Origin of the sequence: Micromonospora sp. MH33, from assembly GCF_003013775.1 — a bacterium.
Lineage (GTDB): Bacteria > Actinomycetota > Actinomycetes > Mycobacteriales > Micromonosporaceae > Micromonospora > Micromonospora fulviviridis.
The window spans coordinates 1-19,709 of sequence record NZ_MUYZ01000107.1 but is presented as its reverse complement, the minus strand read 5'-3'; the positions used below and the strand labels follow the sequence as shown (position 1 = coordinate 19,709).

The window sequence follows — 19,709 nt, the reverse complement described above, 5'->3', positions numbered from 1 at the left end:
TCGCCGTCCGTTACGAAGCCACCGTCACCATCGCCGCGATCAACCAATGGCTATGACCCTTACCAAACACGGCCTAGAAGCGGCGACCCGGATGGCAAGCGGCGCCCCCGCCAACAGCACCAATCAGGGCTGAACCGGCCTTACGACCTCGTGCGCAATTGGGTAGGGCGGTGAGCTGCGGTGATGGAACTTCGGCTACCAGGTGATCATGCGGTTGGACACCAGCCCGGCGACGGCGTCGATGGTCTCGGGCAACAGTTCACGGCGGCCGGTGAAGCGTTGAAGTTGTCGCCACCACTTCAGTTCGGCGATGGCGTGCTCGACGGAAATCCGTTGTGATGGCTGCTGTTTACGTTCTGCTTCCCACGCCCTCTGACGTGCCGGTGGTGCGCCGGGGCGTAGTTTCAGTGGCGGCGCTACGACCTGGCCGGAGTGAGTCTTGGCCAGACCTCGGTAGCCGGCGTCGACCAGCACTGTCATCTGCGGGTAGGCGTCCAGCAGGGCATCAACGCCCTCGACACGGGCGGCGGTGGTGTCATGCATCCGGCCTGGCCGGTGTCCACCGCACCACAGCGTCGCCCCGTATTCGTCCGCCACCACGGTGGCCTCGCCGCACTGCTGGACGCGCACTGGCCCGGACCCCGCAAGCTCTTCCAGTCCCTGGCCTCTCCCATCGCGCTGGCGTTCCTCACCGACTACCCCACGCCGGAGGCCGCCCGCCGCTTGGGCGAGGTCCGGATGGCTGGCTTCTTGCGCCGCAATTCCTACCGAGGCGGCAAGACAGCAACCGAGCTGCTGCAGCGGCTACGCAGCGCACCCACAACCCCGGCAGCCCTGCCCGCAACCACTCTCACCGCGATGATCCACGCCCAGGTGCAGCTGCTGCGAGCTCTGCAGGCCACCATCGCCGACCTCGAGAAGCTGATCAAGGACCTCATCGCGGTGCACCCACGAGCGCAACTGCTCGCCGCCCTACCCGGCGTTGGTCAGATCAATCTGGCACAACTCCTCGCCGAGGTCGGACCGATCCTCATGCGCGTCGACACCGCCGAGCAGGCCGCCGCCGAATGCGGCACCACACCGGTGACCAAAGCATCCGGCAAGGTCCGCGGGGTCTACTTCCGTTGGGCAGCCAACACCCGAGCCCGCACCGCCATCACCGCGTTCGCGCACAACGCCCGCCTGCAATCACCCTGGGCCGCAAAGCTCTACGCCGACGCCCGAGCACGCGGCAAACGCAACCCCCACGCCGTCCGCATCGTCGCCCGTGCATGGCTACGCGTCATCTGGGCCTGCTGGCACACCAACACGCCCTACAACCCCGCCCAGCACCGCGCCGCCCACGCCTTCACCACCACGACTTGACTCAGGGAACTGAAGCGCTACATCGCCCGCGAGATTCACCGGCACCTCACCACCCCTGCCACGCCCACGTCGGCGCCAAGCTCGCCTTGACACTCCATAGGGGCATCAACCCGCAGGAACGGCTGAACAAGGAAATCCGCCGCCGCAGCGACGTCGTCGGCATCTTCCCCAACCGGCCCGCGATCATCCGCCTCGGCGGCGCCGTCCTGGCCGAACAAACCGACGAGTGGACCGAAGGCCGCCGCTACATGGGCTTGGAACTCCTCGCCAAAGCCCGCATGGTCACGATCGAGACCGGCCAACACGACACCGAGCAGCCCGACCCCACCCCGATCGCCGCATAACATCAGACCGGATCCCGCGATGGCCGTCTCCTACACCACCAGCGTCAGTGTCAGTCTTGTATCCGCCCGGCGGATTCGCTCCACCACCAGCTGCCCCGCTCCGGCGGTGGCCGCGTCCGCTTCTGCGGTCTGGCCGGGCCGACGGACCGGCCGGCGTGGCTTCATAGGAGCGTGGCCATCGAGGGCGTGGTCAGTGAACGCCTGAACGGCCGATACGAGCCGGCCGGCACGGCTGGTCGAAGTTCCGCACCCGGATCGTCACCGAGGCGATCATCGGTGGGGTGACCGGCAGCAACAGCATGCCGGAGACGGGTGTTGCTGGGCCGGTTCGACCGGCGGGGAGGGCTGCGCTACACCGGCCGCTCCCACCCGCTGACCACCGACCAGCGTGCCGCGCTGGCCGAGCTGCTGTCGCCACCGCGGATGCCACGCCGCGGCGCTGCGGCTCATCCATGGCCGGAGCCGCTGCCCGCGTCTTGGTCGGGCCAGTTGGACCGGCCCGAGCCGCTGCGGTACGTGCAGGTGGACCCGACCGTGGTGGCGGAGATCGACGCCGACGTGGCTTTCGAACACGGGCGCTGGCGCCACCGGGTCCGGTACGCGAGGCCTCGGCCGGATCTGTCGGTCTATGACGTGCCGCTGCTTCTCGGTGAGGAGGAGGGCTACTTCGGCGACCTGGGGTGAGCGGTTTCTTCGCTTCCGTGAGCAACAACCCGACCCCAGCGACGGCGCGATGGCCCGGTGCCGTCAGGTTCTCGCAAGTGGCTCCGGTGTTGGGCAGCAGCCAAAGCCCGCGTCTCACCAGGACGGGGCGCGCCGAACTCGCCCGATGCCGGACTGTGATCGGTCAACTTCGTTCGGTAGAGTGCGGGCGTTGATCGTCGGCGATGGCCGGAGGAGTCCGAGGAGTGCGGGGATGAGTCGACGGGGCGGGCGGTGGGCGCGGGTCGCCTTGCGCCTCGGTCTCCTGCTCGGCGGGGTCGTCGTGGCGTGGGGCGTCCACGAGGCCGCCACCGTCGGGGTCGCCTACGCCGCCGACCGTCCGCCGGCCGCGCCGGTCGACGCGCCCGTCGACCTGCTCACCGGCCTACTCCGCCCGATCCTCGACCCGACAGCACCGCCGCCTGCCCCGGACGCGCCTACCGACAAGACGACCCCCGGCACCCCGCCGAGCGGAGCCGACCCTCGTCCAGCGCCGAACCGTCCGCCAGTCCGGCCCGCGGCCCCGCCGGCGAACCAGGTCACGCCACCGCCGGCGCGCCCCGCCCAGGTCCGCCCGCCGAAGCCCGCCGCTTGGGCGGGTCGACCGGCCACCCGACCGGGTGGCGGTGAGGTGCTGCCACCGGTGGGTGACGTTCACCGTCCGGTCACGGAGCCAGTCCGGTCCGGGGTGCTCACCCCGGTGGCCGACGCGCTGCGCCCGGTCACCGACCCGGTCCGGGCCGGCATGCTCGCCCCGGTGGCTGACGTCCTCAGCCCGGTGATCCAGCCGCTCGCCCCGATCCTGTCCCCCGTCTGGCGAGGGCTGGAGCCGGTGCTCGAGCCGCTAGGCCCCGTGCTCGACACCCTCCACCCGGTGACGGACCTCCTAGACCCGGCCGCCGATAAGCCGGCCACGCCACCACTGGACCCGCCCGCCGGCCCACCGGCCACGCCACCACCTGCGCCGGCGCTACCGGCGGCACCACAGGCTGGCCCTGGCTGCTGCACCGGCCCGGGTACGGGACCGTTCGGCAAACCAGGCGGAACCGTTGCGGACCCCGCCTCCACCAGCATCCCGACGCACCGGCACACCACGACGCGGTTTTCGTCCCTGCCGCGTCTCGCTGGGTCGGATGGGCCGTACCCGCCTCGGACTGACGCGGACACCGCGCCAGCCACGCCCGCTCCCGGCGCCAGTGGATCCGGCTCGTCCGGCTCCGTCCACGAAGGCCCGGCTGACGCCACCGCATCGGTGTGGACGCCGCCCAGCCTGGCAGTGCGCCGCTGCCACCCGAGCAGTGGCGTCGCTCTCCCCTCCCGCTCGCCCCGACCGGGCACCCGGCCCGCCTGACCGGCGGGCCGTTTGCGTGCCGCCCGCGTAACACCGGCGGCCTCTGCGCACCTGCATGCCTGACGGCCCCCGTGGCCCGCGCCGGCCCACCGTCCCGCGACGGCGCCGGCATCTCACCTGACGTACCCGATCACCCTGGTGACCAGGAGTTACCCATGAACGTGACCATGCCCGTCGTCCGGGCCCGGTGGTGCGACATCGGCCGGATCGCCGATCTCGTCACCGAAGCCCTCTCCCCCACCGCCCTTGGCGCCTGGCTCGTCCCCGACGGGCAGCACCGGCCCACCGTTCTCGCCGCCGTGGCCCGGATCTGGATCGAACACGCGCTGCTCTTCGGCGACGCGTTCCTACTCCCGGACGGCACCGCCGCGACCGTCTGGTTCCACCGCTACCGGCCCATCCCGCCCCCAGCCCGCTACACGGACCGGCTCGCCGCCGCGTCCGGCGCGCACCAAGAGCGTTTCCTCCAACTCGGCCGGGCCCTCGCCGCGCGGCGGCCCACCGAGCCGCACAACCATTTGGCGCTGCTCGCCGCGCCCGGTCCGGCCGAGTCGGGCCGCGCCGCGGCCATCCTCGCCGGAGCGCAGCAATGGATGGACACCCTCAGCCTGCCCACCTACGCGGAGGCCTTCACCGACACCGACCTCGACCTGTTCCGGCAGCACGGCTACACCCACCGCGACGCCGTCCCCGTCGACGATCACACGACGGCGCATTCGATGTGGCGGTTGTCGCCGTTCTGGCGCGGCCGGTCCAGCCGCAACGTCCGCTCACCAGTGCGGCGTCCGCTCTCCCTGGCCCACAACAGTCCATCAACCCGGTGGGCGCTGCGCTGATCCACCCCGCTGATCGGGGCGGCCGGTGGCCGCCCCGATCAGCGGGGCCACCGTGCGGCGCATACCTTGGCGACCGGACGCTAGGACCAGCAGCATGGAGCCGGCTTCACAGGAAACCACCGGAGCAAATCGGTGAACCGCTCGCGTCGGTGGAACGCGCCCGGCGCCGCCAAGTCTCGGCCGATGATCGGAGCATGTGGGCGAGGACCGACATACCGTGCGTCGGAGGGCCGGTGGACGGACGCTCCCTCCTGGTGCCGATCGATGACAACGGCGCGCCCCCTGAACGAATCGATCAAACCTGGCTGTGGATCGAGTACGGCGGCGAGTTGCTCGACGCGGACATGAACGGCGTGTACGAGCTGGAATCGATCGCCGGCACCGGCCCGCCCTGGGTATACGTCTGGACCAGCGCCCTCCCAGGTCAGCGGTCAACCGACCAGGAGCGGTAGCAACAGGTTGAAGCAGCGCTACCCGGCAACGACCTCGTGGCGGCACACGCGTCCCATCACTCAGCACCACCTCCCGACCGACATGCCGCAAATGAATGCTCCCACCACTGGCCCGGCATGCCGAACCTCGGCGACATCCGTGGTGCCGACTGGAGCGCGGTCGCGCCCGACATCCTCACCGCTCCACGGCTGCCTCAAAACCGGCACCCGCTACGACGAGATCACCGCCTGGCAACACCACGAAGAGCACCACCAAGACGCCGCAGCTTGACTCCAAAGCTCATGGGATGTCTGTCATCGTTGCTGTCGGCCGCCGCACCCCGGCTCGTCAGTCAGGTGGTCGTGTCGACACTGCTGCCGTCGTCGAACCATCAACCGGCTGCACCGGCTGCTGCTGGAGCTTTTCCCTGGCGGGGCAAAGCAGTTCCTGTCCGCACGGCAGGCACGTGCGCTGGTCGCGACCATCAAGCCCCGCGACATCGTGGGCAAGACCAGACGCCGCCTCGCCGTGGAGCTCATCGGTGAACTCGAGGGCATCGACAAGAAGATCAAGACTGCGGAGAAGGACCTCAAGGAGCTGGTGGTCGCCCGCGGCTGCACCCTGATGGACCTGCACGGGATCGGCCCCTCCGGTGCGGCTCGGCTGCTGGCCGACGTTGGAGACATCCGCCGGTTCGCCGACCGCGACCGGTTCGCCTTCTGGAACGGCACTGCCCCGCTGGACGCGTCCTCCGGCGACCAAAAGCGTCACCGGCTCTCCCGCGCAGGCAACCGGCGGATCAACCGGACGTTGCACATCATGGCCGTGGTCCAGCTGCGCAACCGCACCGAAGACCGCGCCATGAGGGGGCGTTGCTCAGGCTGGCGACCACTCCTGTTCGAGGATGGCGTAGCCGACCGTGTCCAGCCATCGGCCGGACCGGTGGAGTGACTCGCGGACTGCGTGCACTTCGCGGCGCATGCCGACGCGCTCCATGAGGCGCCAGGAGGCGTCGTTGCCGAGAAAGCAGTTCGCGGTGACCCGGCGCACGCCGAGGTCCTCGAAGCAGTAGCGGAGGAGCTCACGTCCGGCTTCGGTGGCGTAGCCGTGGCCGGTGAAGGCGGGATCGAGGACCCAGCCGAGCTCTGCCTGCGTGTCGCGCGCCTGGTCGGCGACATCGAGCTGGGCCCAGGCGTCCTCGCGGCGGAGCATGAAGTCGCCGATGGTCGGGGCCTCGGGGTCGTGGCCGAGGGTGAGGATGACGGTGGTCGCGAGGCGGGCAGGCTTCGAGAACAGCTCGCGGTAGCCCTCGAGGTCCGCGGGGCAGCCAGTGAGCCACTCGTTGACCGACTTGAGCTGACGGAACGCCCAGGTCGGGTCGGCGTCGTCGGCGGTGGCGGGACGGAGGGTGAGGCGCTCGGTCTGCAATGGGCGCTCGAGCACCGACGGGCAGATGGGGGCCGGCGTACCGGTGGTGCGGAGCTCAGTGATGACGGCGCCGATGTCGCGCAGTCCGGCGAGTACACCGTGGAGCTGCGCTTGGTCGGCGACCGAGACCGTGACGGTGGTGCCGTCGTCGTCGCGGGCCAGGTCGAGCTCGCCGAGCCAGGCGGACCAGTGGTCGTCGAGGTGGCCGTCGACGCGGATCGCGTACGTCCTGGGGGCGGTGTTCATGAGGGCGCTCCAGCTTGCTGAGGACCTGTGGGGAGTGCGGGGCGCCGACGGGCGGGACTTCGAAGGGCCCACTCGGCGACGGCCAGGTTGATCACCCAGCCGGCGCCCTTGGCGAGATCGGCGGCGAGCACGCCGGGGCCGAAGATCGCGCCGCCGATGCCCTCGGTGAAGGCCTGGGTGCCGGCGGCCAGGCCGATCGCGTACGCCCGGATCATCCACGCCCGGTGGGCCGTGATGTCGCGGCGACGTACGGCGGTGAAGCCGAGCACAAGGCAGGCGGCCATCGCGGACCCGAAGACCAGGCGGAGCACGTAGAGCAGGCCGCCGGTGCCGGGCTGCGCCTCGTAGAACAGCGTCATCCAGAGAGCCGAGGTCGCCACCAGCAGGCCGGCCACGGCCAGCACCCGGCCGGCACGGCGGTGCCAGGCCAGGTGCCGGCGGCGGAACCGTGGCTCGAGCTGCAGGATCCCGACGAGCACGTACATCGCCGCGCCGACGATGTGCACCACGAGCGGGAGCGGGAGGCCGGTGAACCGGTGGTCAGCGGGGATGACGGCCGGGCCGCCGGCCAGCTGGATCAGCCGCAGCGTCCCGGCCGTCAGCGGGATCGCGCTCAGGGCGACCAGCGCCATCGGCACCGGCCAGCTCAGGTTCCGGGTGCTCACCGGACCGCGGCGGCGTCGGCGTGGACCGTGGGCCGGGCGTCGACCGCCTCGACGGCGTCGACCCGCCGGCGCCCGTCGCGCCACAGCGAGATGCCGAGGCCGATCAGCGCGATGCCGGTGGGCACCGCGAACGGGCGGTCGAAGGACTCCGGCAGCACGGACAGCGCCAGCGCGGAGACGGTGCCATAGGCCAACAGCAGGGCGGCCCAGCGGGGCAAGATGCCCGCTCGGAACAGCGCGATGCCGAAAAGCAGGCCGCCGAGCGAGTAGCCGATGCCGGTGATGCCGAACAGGACGGTCATGCCGCCGATATCGCCGCTCGGGCTGCCACCCATGGCGGCGTAAAGATAGTCCTGGACGTAGCCCGGGCTCGTCTTCGCCACGGTCGGCAGGACGCAGGCGACGATGACCTGGTTGGCGAACATCGCGAGGTATCCGACGGTCAGCAGCACGTAGCCGGCTACCCCGAGAACCCCGAACCGCCGGTGGTGGCGCAGGAACATGCCGGCGAAGCCGGCCAGCGACAGGACGGCCATCACGGCCTTGGCGGTCTCACGGACCGCCATCTCGGTCGTCCCGATGTACGCGACGTCGGCCGGTGGGTGGTTGACCTGGACGCCTGCGTAGATGGCGCCGGCGGCGGCCGCGCACAGACCGGCGGCTGCGGTGATGCGGTGGGTGGTGATGTTCATGTCGGATTCCTTGGTGCTCGGTGCCGGGCGGGGTGTCCGGGCGATATCCGGGAGGTTAGGAACCGACGTGGTGAGGCCACATCACCATGTGATGTGGCCAGGGTGGTGATTCGGCCGCGGTGACGCTCAGAGCAGCCCGAGGTCCGCGGCTCGGCGTACCGCGGCGCGGCGGGTGTTCACGTCGAGCTTGGTGAAGATGTGCTTGGTGTGCGTGCGCAGCGTGTTCACCGATACGAAGAGCTTTCGCGCGATCTCCGGCCCGCTGCGGTCGGTCGCCAGCAGGCGCAGCACCTCGAGCTCACGCCCGCTGAGTCCTTCCTCGGAGGCGGGTCCGGCCGGTGCGGGTACCGACGGTCTTTGTGTGGCGGCCAGCAGGTGCTCGGCGTGCGTCCGTACGTCGTGCGGCGCGGCGCGGGCGACCTTCCCGAGCAGCTCCACCATCGGGTATCCCTCGTCGAGGAAGAGCCGGCAGTAGCCGGCCGGAACCCCGTTGACGAGGGCGGCAGCGAGGTCAGGCGCCGCCGAGTCCACGTCGCCGTTCGCCTGGTGGGCGAGCGCCCGTACCAGGCCCGCCTCGACCAGGCTGCCGTCGCGGCCCGCCGTCCGCGCGGCGTCCAGCACGCGGTCGAGCAGGTCCAGCGCCGCGCGCGCGTCACCCTCGGCGATGAGCAGCCGGGCGAGGGTGAGTTGGTCGTACTCGGCCAGGTAGGCCAGCGGATCCGTCGGCACGACCCCGCGCTCGCGGGCCCACGCTCGTGCCTCATCGAGGCGGCCCTGGGCGATCCGCACCCGTGCTCGGGTCGCGGCGATCGGCCGCACCTCCGGGAAGTAGCCGGGCAGGAAGAGCGGCTCCGCCTGGTCGAGCATCGCGACCGCGCCGTCGAGGTCGCCTTGCGCCTGCAGCAGTGCGGCCGTCGCGGTGTACCAGCGGTGCCGGTTCTCCAGCAGCGACGCCCGGTCGCCGAGCTCGCGGGCGACCTCGAGGTGCTCCGCGGCCGCGTCGAGGTCGCCCTGCTCGCGGAGGACGTTGGCGAGGCCGACGTGCAGGTCGCCGGTGGTGGGGAGCACCGGGCCCGGGTGGCTCTCGGCCGCGGCCAGCGCCCGTTCGTAGTGCCGGCGTGCCTCGACCGGACGTCCGCGCGCCAGCCACATTTCTGCCAGCACGACGGTCGCGCCCAGCTCGTCTGCGACCATGCCGGCCGTGTGCAGGCTGGCGACCGCCGCCGTGAACGTGTCCACCCCGGCGCCGAGGTCGCCCGCCGCCCAAGCCGCCAGGCCGACGAAGCCGGCGGCGGCACCGCGCGGGAAGTGGTCCTCCGGCCCTGCCAGCGCGAGTGCTCGGCGGGCGTGCGAGACCGTACCGTCGACATCGCCCCTGGCCTGGGCGACCGCGGCGCGGTAGACCGCGATCATGGCCGGGAGGGAGCGAAGCTCGCCCTCCCGGTCCCGGGCCGCCTCGGCCAGCGAGCCCGCGGTGGGAATGGTCGATGGCGGCATCGTGTCGAGACCAGCCTCAGCGGCGTCGAGCCACGCCTCCACCCCGTCGAAGTCGCCCTCGGAGAGCCGGCTCCACCCCGCGAAGGTGGCCAGCAGCGGTCGGCGACGGACGACGTCGCCGGGCAGCGCAACCAGCCAGTCGCGAAGGATGCGGTCCTGGCGTCGTCGGCGCATGTCGGCCTCGGCGAGCTCGACGAGGTCGGCGGTGTGCTCGTGGTCGCCGCTCGCGATCGCGTGCCGTACGGCGTCGGCCAGCAGCCCGTTCTCGGCGAGCCATCGGCTGGCCGCGGCGTGCAGCTCACCGACCCGGTCGGCCCGCCGGGCAGCCAGGCGGGCACGCAATGCGTCGGCGAAGAGCTGGTGGTAGCGGTACCACCGGCGCTCGTCATCGAGCGGGACGACGAACAGGTGCTCGCGCTCAAGGGTCTCCAGCATCGGCTGACCGTCGGAGCGACCGGTCAGGGCGTCGCAAAGGCCGCCGGTCAGCTGGTCGAGCACGGAGGTGTCGAGCAGGAACGCGCGCACCTCGTCCGGCTGCCGGTCCAGAACCTCCTCAACGAGGTAGTCGAGGACGAACCGATGGCTCCCGGAGAAGGCCTCGACGAACCCAGCGACATCTTCAGGCCCGTCGGCGGCGGCATGGGTCCGGGCCGACAGCGCGGCCAGCTGCAGCCCCGCCGCCCACCCCTCGGTGCGCGCCTCGAGCGCGGCCACCAGCGCGGGCTCGAGATGCAGCCCCATCACCTCGTTGAGGAACACCTCCGCCTCGGCCGTGGTGAACCTGAGGTCGGCGGCCCGTACCTCCACGAGCTCGCCCCGCGCACGCAGACGGGACAGCGGGAGCGGTGGGTCGGCCCGAGTGGTCACCGCCAGCGTGACCTGCGGAGGCAGGTTGTCCAGGAGGAAGGTCACCGCCTCGTGGACGGCGGCCGCGTCGATGACGTGGTAGTCGTCGAGCGCCACCACCGTGGGACCGGCGAGGACGTCGAGATCGTTGATCAGGCTGACCAGGACAGCGTCGGTTGGCGTGGCGCCGCCGACCTCCAGCAGGGCGAGCGCGTCGACACCAGCCTCAGGCTCAGCGGTCTGAATCGCGGCCACGAGGTGGGTCAGGAACTGTCGGAGGTCGGCATCGCCTGCGTCGAGAGCCAACCACGCAACTCTGCGCTGCGACTTCTCGGCCCCCGCCAGCCACTGCGCCAGAAGTGTGGTCTTGCCGAACCCAGCCGGCGCCGCGACGAGGACCAGCCGCGGCCCTTCGCCTCCGTCCGTGCGCAGTTGGTCGGTGAGGCGGGCGCGCTGCACCAGCCGACGACGCGGCGAGGGCAGGTGCAGCTTGGTGCCCAGCACAGGCATTCGACCATCGTAGGCCTCGTCGCTCTCCAGCAGCGCCTGGTCGGAGTAGTTGTGGCTGCCCGTGATCACCCACTTGGTGTCCCGCAAGCCGCTGTACGTCCCCTCGATCAACATGTACTTCGAGTGGGCGATGTGGCGCCGCTGATCCGGTACAGCTTGATCCGGGCTGGTCGGGTACGGCGTCGCGCGTGAGCTGCGCTGCGTAGAAACCGGTGCCGACGCTGCCCAGCACGGCGATGCCGAGTGAGATGCCCAGGTCTCCGCTGGTCTGCGCCGTCGCTGCGGCGGAACCGGCCTTCGCGGGCTCGGCCGACCCGACCACAAGATCGTTGGCGAGCGCACCCACGAACCCGATTCCGAAGAACACCACAGTCGCGCTTGTCACCAGTAGCGCCTCTCCATCAAACCCGGGGTTTGACACAAACGCATACGCCGCGCGGACGGCTGTCGGCCAGGGTAGTCCGCAGGGCCGGCAGATGGGCGCCGGATGATCACCGAGAATCTGTGTGCCCATTCGCCTCTACCCGCTGACCGCACCAGAACAGTATGGGCAGCGTGCCGGCCGGTCGACCCCGGGGAGCAGCTCGACCTGTTCGCCGCCATCGCCATCGGCAGCCGAGGCCAGGAGCCAGGGCCCCGGCAAAGTCGCGGGGGTGTCCGGCTTGATCTGGTTGGTGTAGACGCGCCCGTGCTGGTGGTAGCAGGGCGGGCATGACCGGTTCAGATGATCATCGAGGTTCCTACGCCTTTGTTGATCGTCCGAAGTGAGTCATGCCCGCGCTGCCATCATCGCTGATCTCGTCTGTGTCCGACGCACCGGCTGTCACCGTGCCCGAAGCCGCTGCTGGGCTGCCCGCGGCGCTGGAGGGTTTGCCGGATCCTCGCGCCCGTCGCGGTGTGCGGCACCGGCTGACGGTCGTCGTTACCGCTGCCGTGTGTGCCGTGGTGGCCGGCTACCGCTCCTACGCTGCGATCGCCGAGTGGGTCGCTGACGTACCGGCCGCGACCGCGCTCGCGCTGGGCATCACCCCGAACCGGCGCCCGTCGGAGGCGATGATCCGCCGGTTGCTGCAGGCCCTGGACCCGGACCTGCTCGCCGCGGCCGTCAGCGGCTGGCTGGCCACCCGGGCCATGGCGACAGCACCTGCCCAGCGGCGGGCGATCGCCGTGGACGGCAAGACGCTACGCGGCTCCCGCACCACCGAGGCCGCCGCCCAGCATGTTCTCGCCGCCTGCGACCAGGCCACCGGCGTCGTCCTCGCAAGCACCGCCGTCGACGGCAAGACCAACGAGATCACCCGCTTCGCACCGCTGCTCGACCAGATCAGCGACCTCCGCGGCACCGTGATCACGGCCGATGCGCTGCACTGTCAGCGTGACCATGTCGCCTACCTTGCGCAACGCGGCGCCCACTGGATCCTGACTGTCAAGGCCAACCAGCCCAACCTGCACGCCCAACTCGCCGGTCTGCCCTGGCGGGCCGTCCCTGACGCCGCACGCGACACCGACCGCGGACACGGCCGCCGCGAGATCCGCGCCTGCAAAATCCTCACCATCGCGGCCGGGATCAACTTCCCCCACGCCGCCCAAGCCCTGCAGATCCGCCGCCGCAGACACCGCCTCGACCAGCCGAAACGCTTCACCACCGAAACCGTCTACGCCATCACCGACCTGCGCGTCCACCAAGCCAAACCCGCCCAACTGGCCGGCTGGATCCGCGACCACCGGTCCATCGAAAACAAAGTCCACTGGGTACGAGACGTCACCTACGACGAAGACCGCTCCCAAATCCGCACCGGCACCGGACCCCAAGTCATGGCCGCCCTACGCAACGCCGCCATCAGCGCACTCCGCACCGCCGGCATCACCAACATCGCCGCCGCCAACCGCCACTACGCCCGCGACAGCACCCGCCCCCTGGCCCTACTCGGCATCACCTAACGACTTTGCCAGGGCCCTGGGGGTGAGCCGGATGCGCTCGCCGGAGCACGACTGTGTGATGTTCGAACTGGTGCTCGCTTGCCATCGTGCTCGGCGAGCCAGCCGTCGAACTGGGGCTCGGCTGCGCGCTGGCGTGAAAACTACAAAGGCAAGGAGGAGATCTCCTTGCCACTATTAACATATACCGCACCCCCGGGCTTGCGGCAAGACCCCGGTCGTGGCACACAATCGTCGGCCGAGCGCAAGAATCGGCACACCATGGGGGAATGCATGTTCGATGTGATCATCGCCGGCGGCGGCCCGACCGGCATGATGCTGGCGAGCGAATTGCGTCTGCAGGGCGTCAACGTGCTCGTGCTGGAGAAGGAGGCCGAGCTGCCGCCGTTCGTGCGGTCGCTCGGGCTGCACGTACGCAGTATCGAGGTGATGGATCAGCGGGGGCTGTTGGAGCGGTTCCTCGAAAACGGCAAGCAGTACCCGATCCGTCCCGGCGGCGTCCGGGGATTCTTCGCGGGCATCGAAAAGCCCGCTCCCACCGGGCTGGACACCGCGCACGGATACGTGCTCGGCATTCCGCAGACGCTCACCGACCGGCTGCTCGCCGAGCACGCGGCGGAAGTCGGAGCCGAGATCCGGCGCGGCTGTGCATTGGTCGGGCTGGAGCAGGACGACGACGGGGTGACCGTCCACCTTGGAAGTGGAACTGCAACGCCGTTGCAGGCGCGGTTTGTCGTCGGCTGCGACGGTGGGCGCAGCACGGTTCGGAAACTGCTCGGGGTTGGATTCCCCGGCGAGCCGTCGAAAATCGACACGCTGCTGGGCGAGATGGAGGTGACGGCGTCCCCGGACGACATCACCGAAGTGATGACCGAGGTACGCAAGACCGAGAAGCGGTTCGGGATCGGGCCGTCGGGCAAGCCGGGGGTGTTCCGGGCGGTCGTGCCGGCGGAGGGCGTGGTCGAAGACCGCTCGGTGTCGCCGACGCTCGAGGAGTTCAAGCAACAGCTGCGCAGGTACGCCGGCACCGACTTCGGCGTGCACTCCCCGCGCTGGCTGTCGCGCTTCGGCGACGCGACCCGCCAGGCCGAGCGCTACCGGGTCGGACGGGTGTTTCTGGCCGGGGACGCCGCGCACGTCCACCCGCCGATGGGTGGGCAGGGGCTCAATCTCGGGATCCAGGACTCGTTCAACCTGGGTTGGAAGCTGGCGGCGGCCATCAACGGCTGGGCACCGGACGACCTGCTGGACAGCTACGAGTCCGAGCGGCATCCGGTGGCCGCCGACGTGCTGAACAACACCCGTGCACAGATGCACCTGACGACCAACGAGCCCGGACCGCAGGCGGTTCGGCGGTTGTTGGCGCAGCTGATGGACTTCAACGACGTCAACCGGTTCCTGATCGAGAAGATCACGGCGATCAGCATCCGGTACGACTTCGGTGAGGGCCATGCCCTGCTCGGGCGGCGGCTGCGCGACATCCAGCTGAAGCATGGGCGCCTGTTCGAGCTGATGTGCACCGGCAGCGGGCTGCTGCTCGACCAGACGGGGCGGCTTTCGGTGGACGGCTGGGCCGACCGGGTCAACCACGTCGCCGACATCAGCGAAGAGTTGGACGTACCGGCGGTACTGCTCCGGCCGGACGGGCACGTCGCGTGGGTCGGCGAGGATCAGCAGAAGCTCGAGGCCGCGCTGGCCAAGTGGTTCGGCGCCGCAGGAACTCCTACGGCCGGGTGAGGGACGCTTTCGAGGACTGCGACGCCCCCGGGGATGCCGGCGTGAACGATGCGCTGCAGGTGCCTCGGCGAGCGCGTGGATCGGGTACCCGAGCCAGTGCCGCGCGGGTAGGCCGACAGTCAACTCCGGCGGGCGGAGTCCGACCGGTGCGGCCGACAACGAGGCGATCAGCGATGATGGCGACGCGGGCATAGGTCACTTCGGAGACGATCAATAAGGCGTAGGAACCCTCGATGATCTTCTGAACAGGTCATGCCCGCCCTGCTCCATCCAGCAAGGGCGGGTCGACACCAATCATCTCAAGCCGGATACCGGTCACGACTTTGCCGGGGCCCTGGGCCAGGAGCCCGGACGTAACCTCGTCTGAGTTCCGGCTCAGCCCATCACCGTGCCCGAGTTCGCGGTGGTTCGGTTGCGCTTACGAGAGAAGGCACCCAGGTCGATCTCCAGGCCGGTGCGCGGGGCCCGGAACCGGACGGGCGACGCGTCGTGGTCGACGCCGTTCTCCACCTGGTTGATCAGCTCCGTCATTAGCTGCCCCACGACCGGCGCGTTCTTGAACTGGTTGCCGCTCGTTCCGATCGCGAGGTAGTAGCCCTCGAGTTCGGTGCGGTCGTAGATCGGAGTCCAATCGTCGGCGACATCGTAAACGCCCACCACGCCGCGCGCCCGGTTGGGCACCCGCAGACCGGTTAACCGCCGCGCGGCCCGCGTCACCTGAGCCTCGAAGACCGCGGCCGTCGGGTGGATGTCGATGGCGTCCGGGTCGTCGATCCACTGCATCGGATCACACTCCGGTTCCGTTCCGCCTACGAGCAGGTTCCCTCCTACTTCACCACGGAGATAGGTGCCCAGATCCATGTCGGCCACCACGGGCCCCTCATAGCCCTTTAGGACCGGCACGTGCGCTACTTCCTGCCTCATCGGACGCACTCCGACCGTGAAGTCGGAACCCACGCCGGCCAACCGATTCAACGCGCTCGACCACGGTCCAGCCGCGTTGACCACGATGGAACAGGGAATCCGGGTGCCGTCCGACAGTCGCACCGACGTCACGCGCCCGCCGGCCATATCCACCGCTGTCACCGTGCTGCGGAAGCGGAACTCCGCCCCGCACGCCGAGGCCGCGCAGGCGAGGTTCACGGCGGCGAGGCTCGGGTCTGAGACGTAACCGGCGTCCGGGGTGTACACGCCACCGAGCGAGTGTTCTGCGTCCTTCCAGAATTCCTCGTCGTCGAGCCGCTTCGGCGGCCAATAGCGGCCGACGTCGATACCTGGAACGCGCTCGGCCAATGTCGCGCTGTCCCATTCCTCGTAGGGAACACCGACCTCATCGAATAATGGAAGCCACGACGTACGCGGAGCCGCCTCGACGTCCAGCATGACCAGTCCACTCTTGCGGAATATCGCGAGGTCGCCGACATCGTGCTCGAGGTGGCCGGCCCAGTCGAGCCAGCCGAAATGCGACTCCCACGCCATCGCCACCCCGGCGATGGTGGAGAAGTTGAACCGGACGACCGCACTCGATGCCGAGGTCGACCCCTGTCCGGCCCCCGGGGTCCGATCGAGCACGATCACGCGGTGCCCAGCCCGCGCAAGCTCAAGGGCGATCGACGAACCGATCACACCTGCCCCGATCACGACCACATCGGTACTCACGTGTCGTCCTCTCTCATAGAGCACGGCAGGTCCTGAGGTAGCTGAGGAAGGAGGCCTGCAGGCCGGTCACGTGCGTTTCGTGCAGGACCGCGCTGGTGACGGCTCCGCCGCGGGCGGTCAGGCGGTGCAGGACGGTGGCCGTGTTCTTCGCGAGGTTCTGGTAGACGGCTAGGTCTCCGAGAAGCTCTCGGTCGTTTACGGTCAGGTGAAGCTTGGCGGTTGGCAGGCTGTCGCCCATCTTTTCGAGCTGGGCGAAGACCTGACTGTCTTCACTGGCAACGCCGGGACTGCCTGCTCCGATGCTCTCGAAGAGCGTATTGCCGGTGAGCCAGGCATAGAGACTGAAGAGTCCGCCGTAGGAGTAGCCGAAGAGGCCGTGACCGCTCATGGCTGTGCCGTAGTCGTGTTCGATCCGCGGGTGCAGTTCCGCAGTAAGGAAGCTCAGGAACGCGTCGGCGCGGGAGGCGCGTAGCTCGGCGAGATAGGCGTCGGCTTCCTCGCGTGTCATCGCGCCCATTTGGAGTGCCATTTCCACGGCATCGACGAATTCCTTGGCGATGGGCTCGCCGGGTGGCACGAGGTCTCTGTTGCGCAGCCGTTCCCAGTGCCGGGCTTCCTCGCCCGCGTAGCCGACGCTGACTTGGATGTAGGGCTGGATCCGCTGCATGGGGTCCCGCTGGGTGACGATGAGCGGAGCCGTCATGCCCACGGCCCAGTTGCCGTCGAGCACGTACACGACAGGCGCTCGCGTCGTGGCGGGGTCGTAGCCCGGTGGCGTGGTGACCCAGACGCCGTAGTCGTGCCCTCCGCTGGAACGCGTCTCGAAATAGTCTGTGTCGGCGAGGCAGCCCTGCCACATGGCGCTCATCGCAGGTCCTTCACAACGCGTCCGGCCTGGACGACGACGATGGCGCTGGACGGGTCGGCGAAAAGCGTCGGATCTTCGAGCGGGTCGCCCTTCCAGAGCACAAGGTCCGCTTGCATGCCGGGAGCGATGCCCCCCACCTCGCTGGACAGGCCGAGGATCTCGGCATTGGTCTTCGTGGCCGCCACGAGAGCTTCCATCGGTGTCTCAAGTTCCGCGCGCAATCTGAGCTCCTCGCCTCGACGGTTCTGAGCCGGACCGATGAGATCGGAACCCAGTCCGATCCGTACTCCGGCCTCCTTGGCGACAGCGAGCGCCTCGGTCATCCGCTCACGAACACCCATCACACGATCGCGGGTCGATTCGTCGAGGCCCGCTCCAGCGGTGTCGTGCAGCAGTTGCTCGACGACGGCGAACGTGGGCACGAGGGCGACCTCGCGAGTGGCCATCAGGGTGGCCGTGGACGCATCTAGGTCGGTGCCGTGCTCGACACACCGTACCCCGGCCTCGACGGCGTTCCGAACGCCTTCGTTGTTGTGGGCGTGAACAGTCACGTAGGTGCCACGTGCCGCGGCTTCTTGAACAGCGACGGCGATCTCCTCCACAGTGAACTGGGTGTCGGTCAGCCGGTCGTGAGCGCCGACCACTCCGCCTGTCACGCACAGCTTCAGGAAGGAGGCTCCGCGACGGAAGGCTTCGCGCACGTTGCCTCGCAGCTCGTCGGCGTTGCCCGACATCATGGACAGGGCGCACAGACCCGGAACGTGATGACTGCTCCACAGCTCGGTGGGTTCCCAGTCGGCTCCGTAGTAGCCGTGCCCGCCGGTTTGGCACTGAACAGGTCCACATGACAACACGCGCGGTCCCCTGACCTTGCCCTTCGCGATCGTGGTGACGACGCCGCCGTCGATCCCGCCGGTGTCTCGAACGGTCGTGAAGCCGGCATCGAGTGTCGCGCCAGCCGTGGCGAAGATGTCCGCCGCGATCTCAGCGGCACTGAGCTGAAACGAGAACTGCGGCCGGATCAGGCTCGACAAGCCCAGGTGAACGTGAGCGTCGATCAGGCCAGGCGTCATCGTCAGCCCCTCGGCATCGAGGTGCTCGCCGTGTGCGCTGGAGGCACCAAGCCGGGCGATATGCCCGTCTTCGATGCTGACGTCGACGTTGACGGGGTCGCGACCCGACCCGTCGACGACCGCTGCGCCGACTACCTGAAAACTTCCCACCAGTCGTCCCCTCCGTCGTTGCGAGCCGACTGAGACCATGTGTGAAGCACCACGACACCGTCAGTCGTTCTTTTCCAATGGATAAACTGTGGGAGTGATCCTGTCAAGCACGGAACGCAAAGGCGACGCACGCGAGCGCCTCTTGGCCCGGCTTCTCGACGCCTACGAAGAGGCGCTTCCCTCACCGGAGGTGTCGCTCCGTGAGATCGCCGCCAGGACCCAGACCAGCCATGCCCTCCTGCGGTACCACTTCGGGTCACTCTCGGGTGTCTTGGCGGCCATGCTCAAGGCACAGCGATCTCGTGACAACGAGGCGCTTTTCGAGGCCGCCCAGCAAGGCAGCTTCGACGACCTCGTCGTGGCGATCTGGCGGGCCTACACTCGACCGGAGCAGCTGTCGCGTGTCCGTGGCTTCTTCCACGTCGTAGGACTGGCCGCGTACAGCCCGGCGGACTTTCGTGAGTTCATCGACTCGCTCGATGACCTGACCAAGATGCTGGCCTCGCTGGCGGAACGCGAAGGGCTCGACGCCAAGGAAGCGCTGACTTTGGCCACCGTCACCATTGCCGCGATGCGTGGCCTGCTCTTGCAGGAGGTTCTGACACCGACAGCCCACTCGGAGGACGCGGTGACCTTGATCCTGCACCTAAAAGACCGTCGGGTAACCACATCGAAGCGCTCTGTTACGGCGAGGCACGCCGATGCCGAGTGCTCGACAAATAGATCATCCCCGCCATGATCGCGTTATGTGCGCAACTGCAACTGTGGCGGGGATGACGCCCGATCATGCTATCCGTCGAGCTTGACCGATGCGGTGTGGGAGGTCCTCGCGCCTTCCGTTCCGATCTTCCTCGACCCCCTGATCGACGCAGACGCCTCCGGCGCAGTGGTCAGCCGCCGATCCGGAGGGTGTCTATCCGGCGGTGCTGTCCGCGCCGCCGTCGGTCATGCGCAGCGGCCGGTAGCCGTCGGCGTCGAGCTGGGCGAGTTCGCCGTCGATGCCGACCGAATGGGGTGCGGGCCGTGTCGGGTGCTGTGCCGTCCCGGCCGCCGTCGTGCGTCCGGCACCCGCCGGCCCACCCCTGCCGGGGGACGTCCGGTGTGCCCGACGTCGTCCGGTGCGTTGACTGGGAGAAGATAGATACGGATGCTATCCGGGTGGATCCCAAGGCCCGGGGGATAGCCAGCGGGGTTGACCGGGGGGCATCCCGTCACGTTCAGGTGGGGGCGGTAGGTGTCCACATCCTGCAGACCCTACCGGCGAGCAACGTCAACCGGGACAACTCCGGCTCCCCCAAGACCGCCACCTACGGCGGGGTCCGTCGGGCAAGGGTCTCGTCCCAGTCATGGAAGCGCGCGGTCCGGCTCGC

General features: G+C 69.3%; 17 protein-coding genes and 1 pseudogene. 10 read left to right on the top strand and 8 right to left on the bottom strand.

The annotated features are described in order from the left end of the window. Positions 1-195: 195 nt before the first annotated feature. Positions 196-597 (bottom strand): transposase family protein, encoded by a 402-nt coding sequence (locus B0E53_RS17825; protein WP_246835456.1) that lies wholly within the window; start codon positions 595-597, stop codon positions 196-198. On the opposite strand from B0E53_RS17825, the gene B0E53_RS17820 reads away from it, so the two are divergent. From B0E53_RS17820 to B0E53_RS17795, 6 genes and pseudogenes are all read left to right on the top strand, one after another. Next, positions 538-1,365, top strand: a complete 828-nt coding sequence (locus B0E53_RS17820) for a transposase (protein ID WP_107077097.1) — start codon at positions 538-540, stop codon at positions 1,363-1,365. The genes B0E53_RS17825 and B0E53_RS17820 overlap by 60 nt on opposite strands. Before the next feature lie 107 nt (positions 1,366-1,472). After that, positions 1,473-1,709, top strand: a pseudogene (locus B0E53_RS17815) (transposase); the annotation flags it as partial. Positions 1,710-2,021: 312 nt separating this feature from the next. Beyond that, positions 2,022-2,393 carry a hypothetical protein gene (locus B0E53_RS17810; protein WP_246835455.1) on the top strand — a complete coding sequence of 124 codons (372 nt, stop codon included), beginning with the start codon at positions 2,022-2,024 and terminating at the stop codon, positions 2,391-2,393. A 1,524-nt stretch (positions 2,394-3,917) separates the two neighbouring features. Beyond that, a complete protein-coding gene (locus B0E53_RS17805; protein ID WP_210406116.1) occupies positions 3,918-4,598 on the top strand; it encodes a hypothetical protein in 681 nt (226 codons plus the stop codon). Between the two features lie 254 nt (positions 4,599-4,852). Further along, positions 4,853-5,050, top strand: a complete 198-nt coding sequence (locus B0E53_RS17800; RefSeq protein WP_146167693.1) for a hypothetical protein — start codon at positions 4,853-4,855, stop codon at positions 5,048-5,050. A gap of 481 nt (positions 5,051-5,531) precedes the next feature. Further along, positions 5,532-5,981, top strand: coding sequence for a transposase (locus tag B0E53_RS17795; protein ID WP_246835454.1), 450 nt, complete (start codon positions 5,532-5,534; stop codon positions 5,979-5,981). Here B0E53_RS17795 and B0E53_RS17790 read toward each other — a convergent pair. The 4 genes from B0E53_RS17790 to B0E53_RS17775 form a co-directional block, all read right to left on the bottom strand. Beyond that, on the bottom strand, positions 5,907-6,704 hold the full coding sequence (locus tag B0E53_RS17790) for a GNAT family N-acetyltransferase (RefSeq protein ID WP_107077095.1): 798 nt from the start codon (positions 6,702-6,704) through the stop codon (positions 5,907-5,909). The two genes, B0E53_RS17795 and B0E53_RS17790, sit on opposite strands and share 75 nt — an antisense overlap. After that, positions 6,701-7,369, bottom strand: a complete 669-nt coding sequence (locus tag B0E53_RS17785) for a DUF2306 domain-containing protein (protein WP_246835453.1) — start codon at positions 7,367-7,369, stop codon at positions 6,701-6,703. Before B0E53_RS17785 ends, B0E53_RS17790 begins: the two co-directional genes overlap by 4 nt. Next, complete coding sequence (locus tag B0E53_RS17780; RefSeq protein ID WP_210406115.1) at positions 7,366-8,061, bottom strand: hypothetical protein; 696 nt, start codon at positions 8,059-8,061, stop codon at positions 7,366-7,368. Before B0E53_RS17780 ends, B0E53_RS17785 begins: the two co-directional genes overlap by 4 nt. Positions 8,062-8,187: 126 nt before the next feature. Further along, positions 8,188-11,256, bottom strand: a complete 3,069-nt coding sequence (locus tag B0E53_RS17775) for a tetratricopeptide repeat protein (protein WP_210406114.1) — start codon at positions 11,254-11,256, stop codon at positions 8,188-8,190. Between the two features lie 429 nt (positions 11,257-11,685). Here B0E53_RS17775 and B0E53_RS17770 point away from each other — a divergent pair, with 429 nt between their 5' ends. Both B0E53_RS17770 and rox read left to right on the top strand, forming a co-directional pair. Continuing rightward, the gene (locus tag B0E53_RS17770) at positions 11,686-12,855 is read left to right on the top strand and encodes an ISAs1 family transposase (protein WP_246835452.1); all 1,170 of its coding nucleotides are present in this window, start codon (positions 11,686-11,688) and stop codon (positions 12,853-12,855) included. Between the two features lie 270 nt (positions 12,856-13,125). Further along, entirely contained in the window at positions 13,126-14,589 is a 1,464-nt protein-coding gene (gene rox / locus B0E53_RS17765; RefSeq protein ID WP_107077094.1) for a rifampin monooxygenase, read from the top strand. A gap of 375 nt (positions 14,590-14,964) precedes the next feature. On the opposite strand, the gene B0E53_RS17760 is transcribed toward rox, so the two are convergent. The 3 genes from B0E53_RS17760 to B0E53_RS17750 are packed head-to-tail and all read right to left on the bottom strand — an operon-like array spanning position 14,965 to position 18,339. Continuing rightward, complete coding sequence (locus tag B0E53_RS17760; RefSeq protein ID WP_107077093.1) at positions 14,965-16,248, bottom strand: FAD-dependent oxidoreductase; 1,284 nt, start codon at positions 16,246-16,248, stop codon at positions 14,965-14,967. A 13-nt stretch (positions 16,249-16,261) separates the two neighbouring features. Beyond that, positions 16,262-17,116: an alpha/beta hydrolase-fold protein gene (locus B0E53_RS17755; protein ID WP_107077092.1), complete on the bottom strand. Its 855-nt coding sequence runs from the start codon at positions 17,114-17,116 to the stop codon at positions 16,262-16,264. After that, positions 17,113-18,339 (bottom strand): amidohydrolase family protein, encoded by a 1,227-nt coding sequence (locus tag B0E53_RS17750; RefSeq protein WP_107077091.1) that lies wholly within the window; start codon positions 18,337-18,339, stop codon positions 17,113-17,115. Before B0E53_RS17750 ends, B0E53_RS17755 begins: the two co-directional genes overlap by 4 nt. A 94-nt stretch (positions 18,340-18,433) precedes the next feature. On the opposite strand from B0E53_RS17750, the gene B0E53_RS17745 reads away from it, so the two are divergent. Continuing rightward, positions 18,434-19,078: a TetR/AcrR family transcriptional regulator gene (locus B0E53_RS17745; RefSeq protein WP_210406112.1), complete on the top strand. Its 645-nt coding sequence runs from the start codon at positions 18,434-18,436 to the stop codon at positions 19,076-19,078. Positions 19,079-19,518: 440 nt separating this feature from the next. Next, positions 19,519-19,709, top strand: a 191-nt coding sequence (locus B0E53_RS17740) for a type I-E CRISPR-associated protein Cas7/Cse4/CasC (RefSeq protein ID WP_246835457.1), incomplete at its 3' end; no start/stop codon positions are given.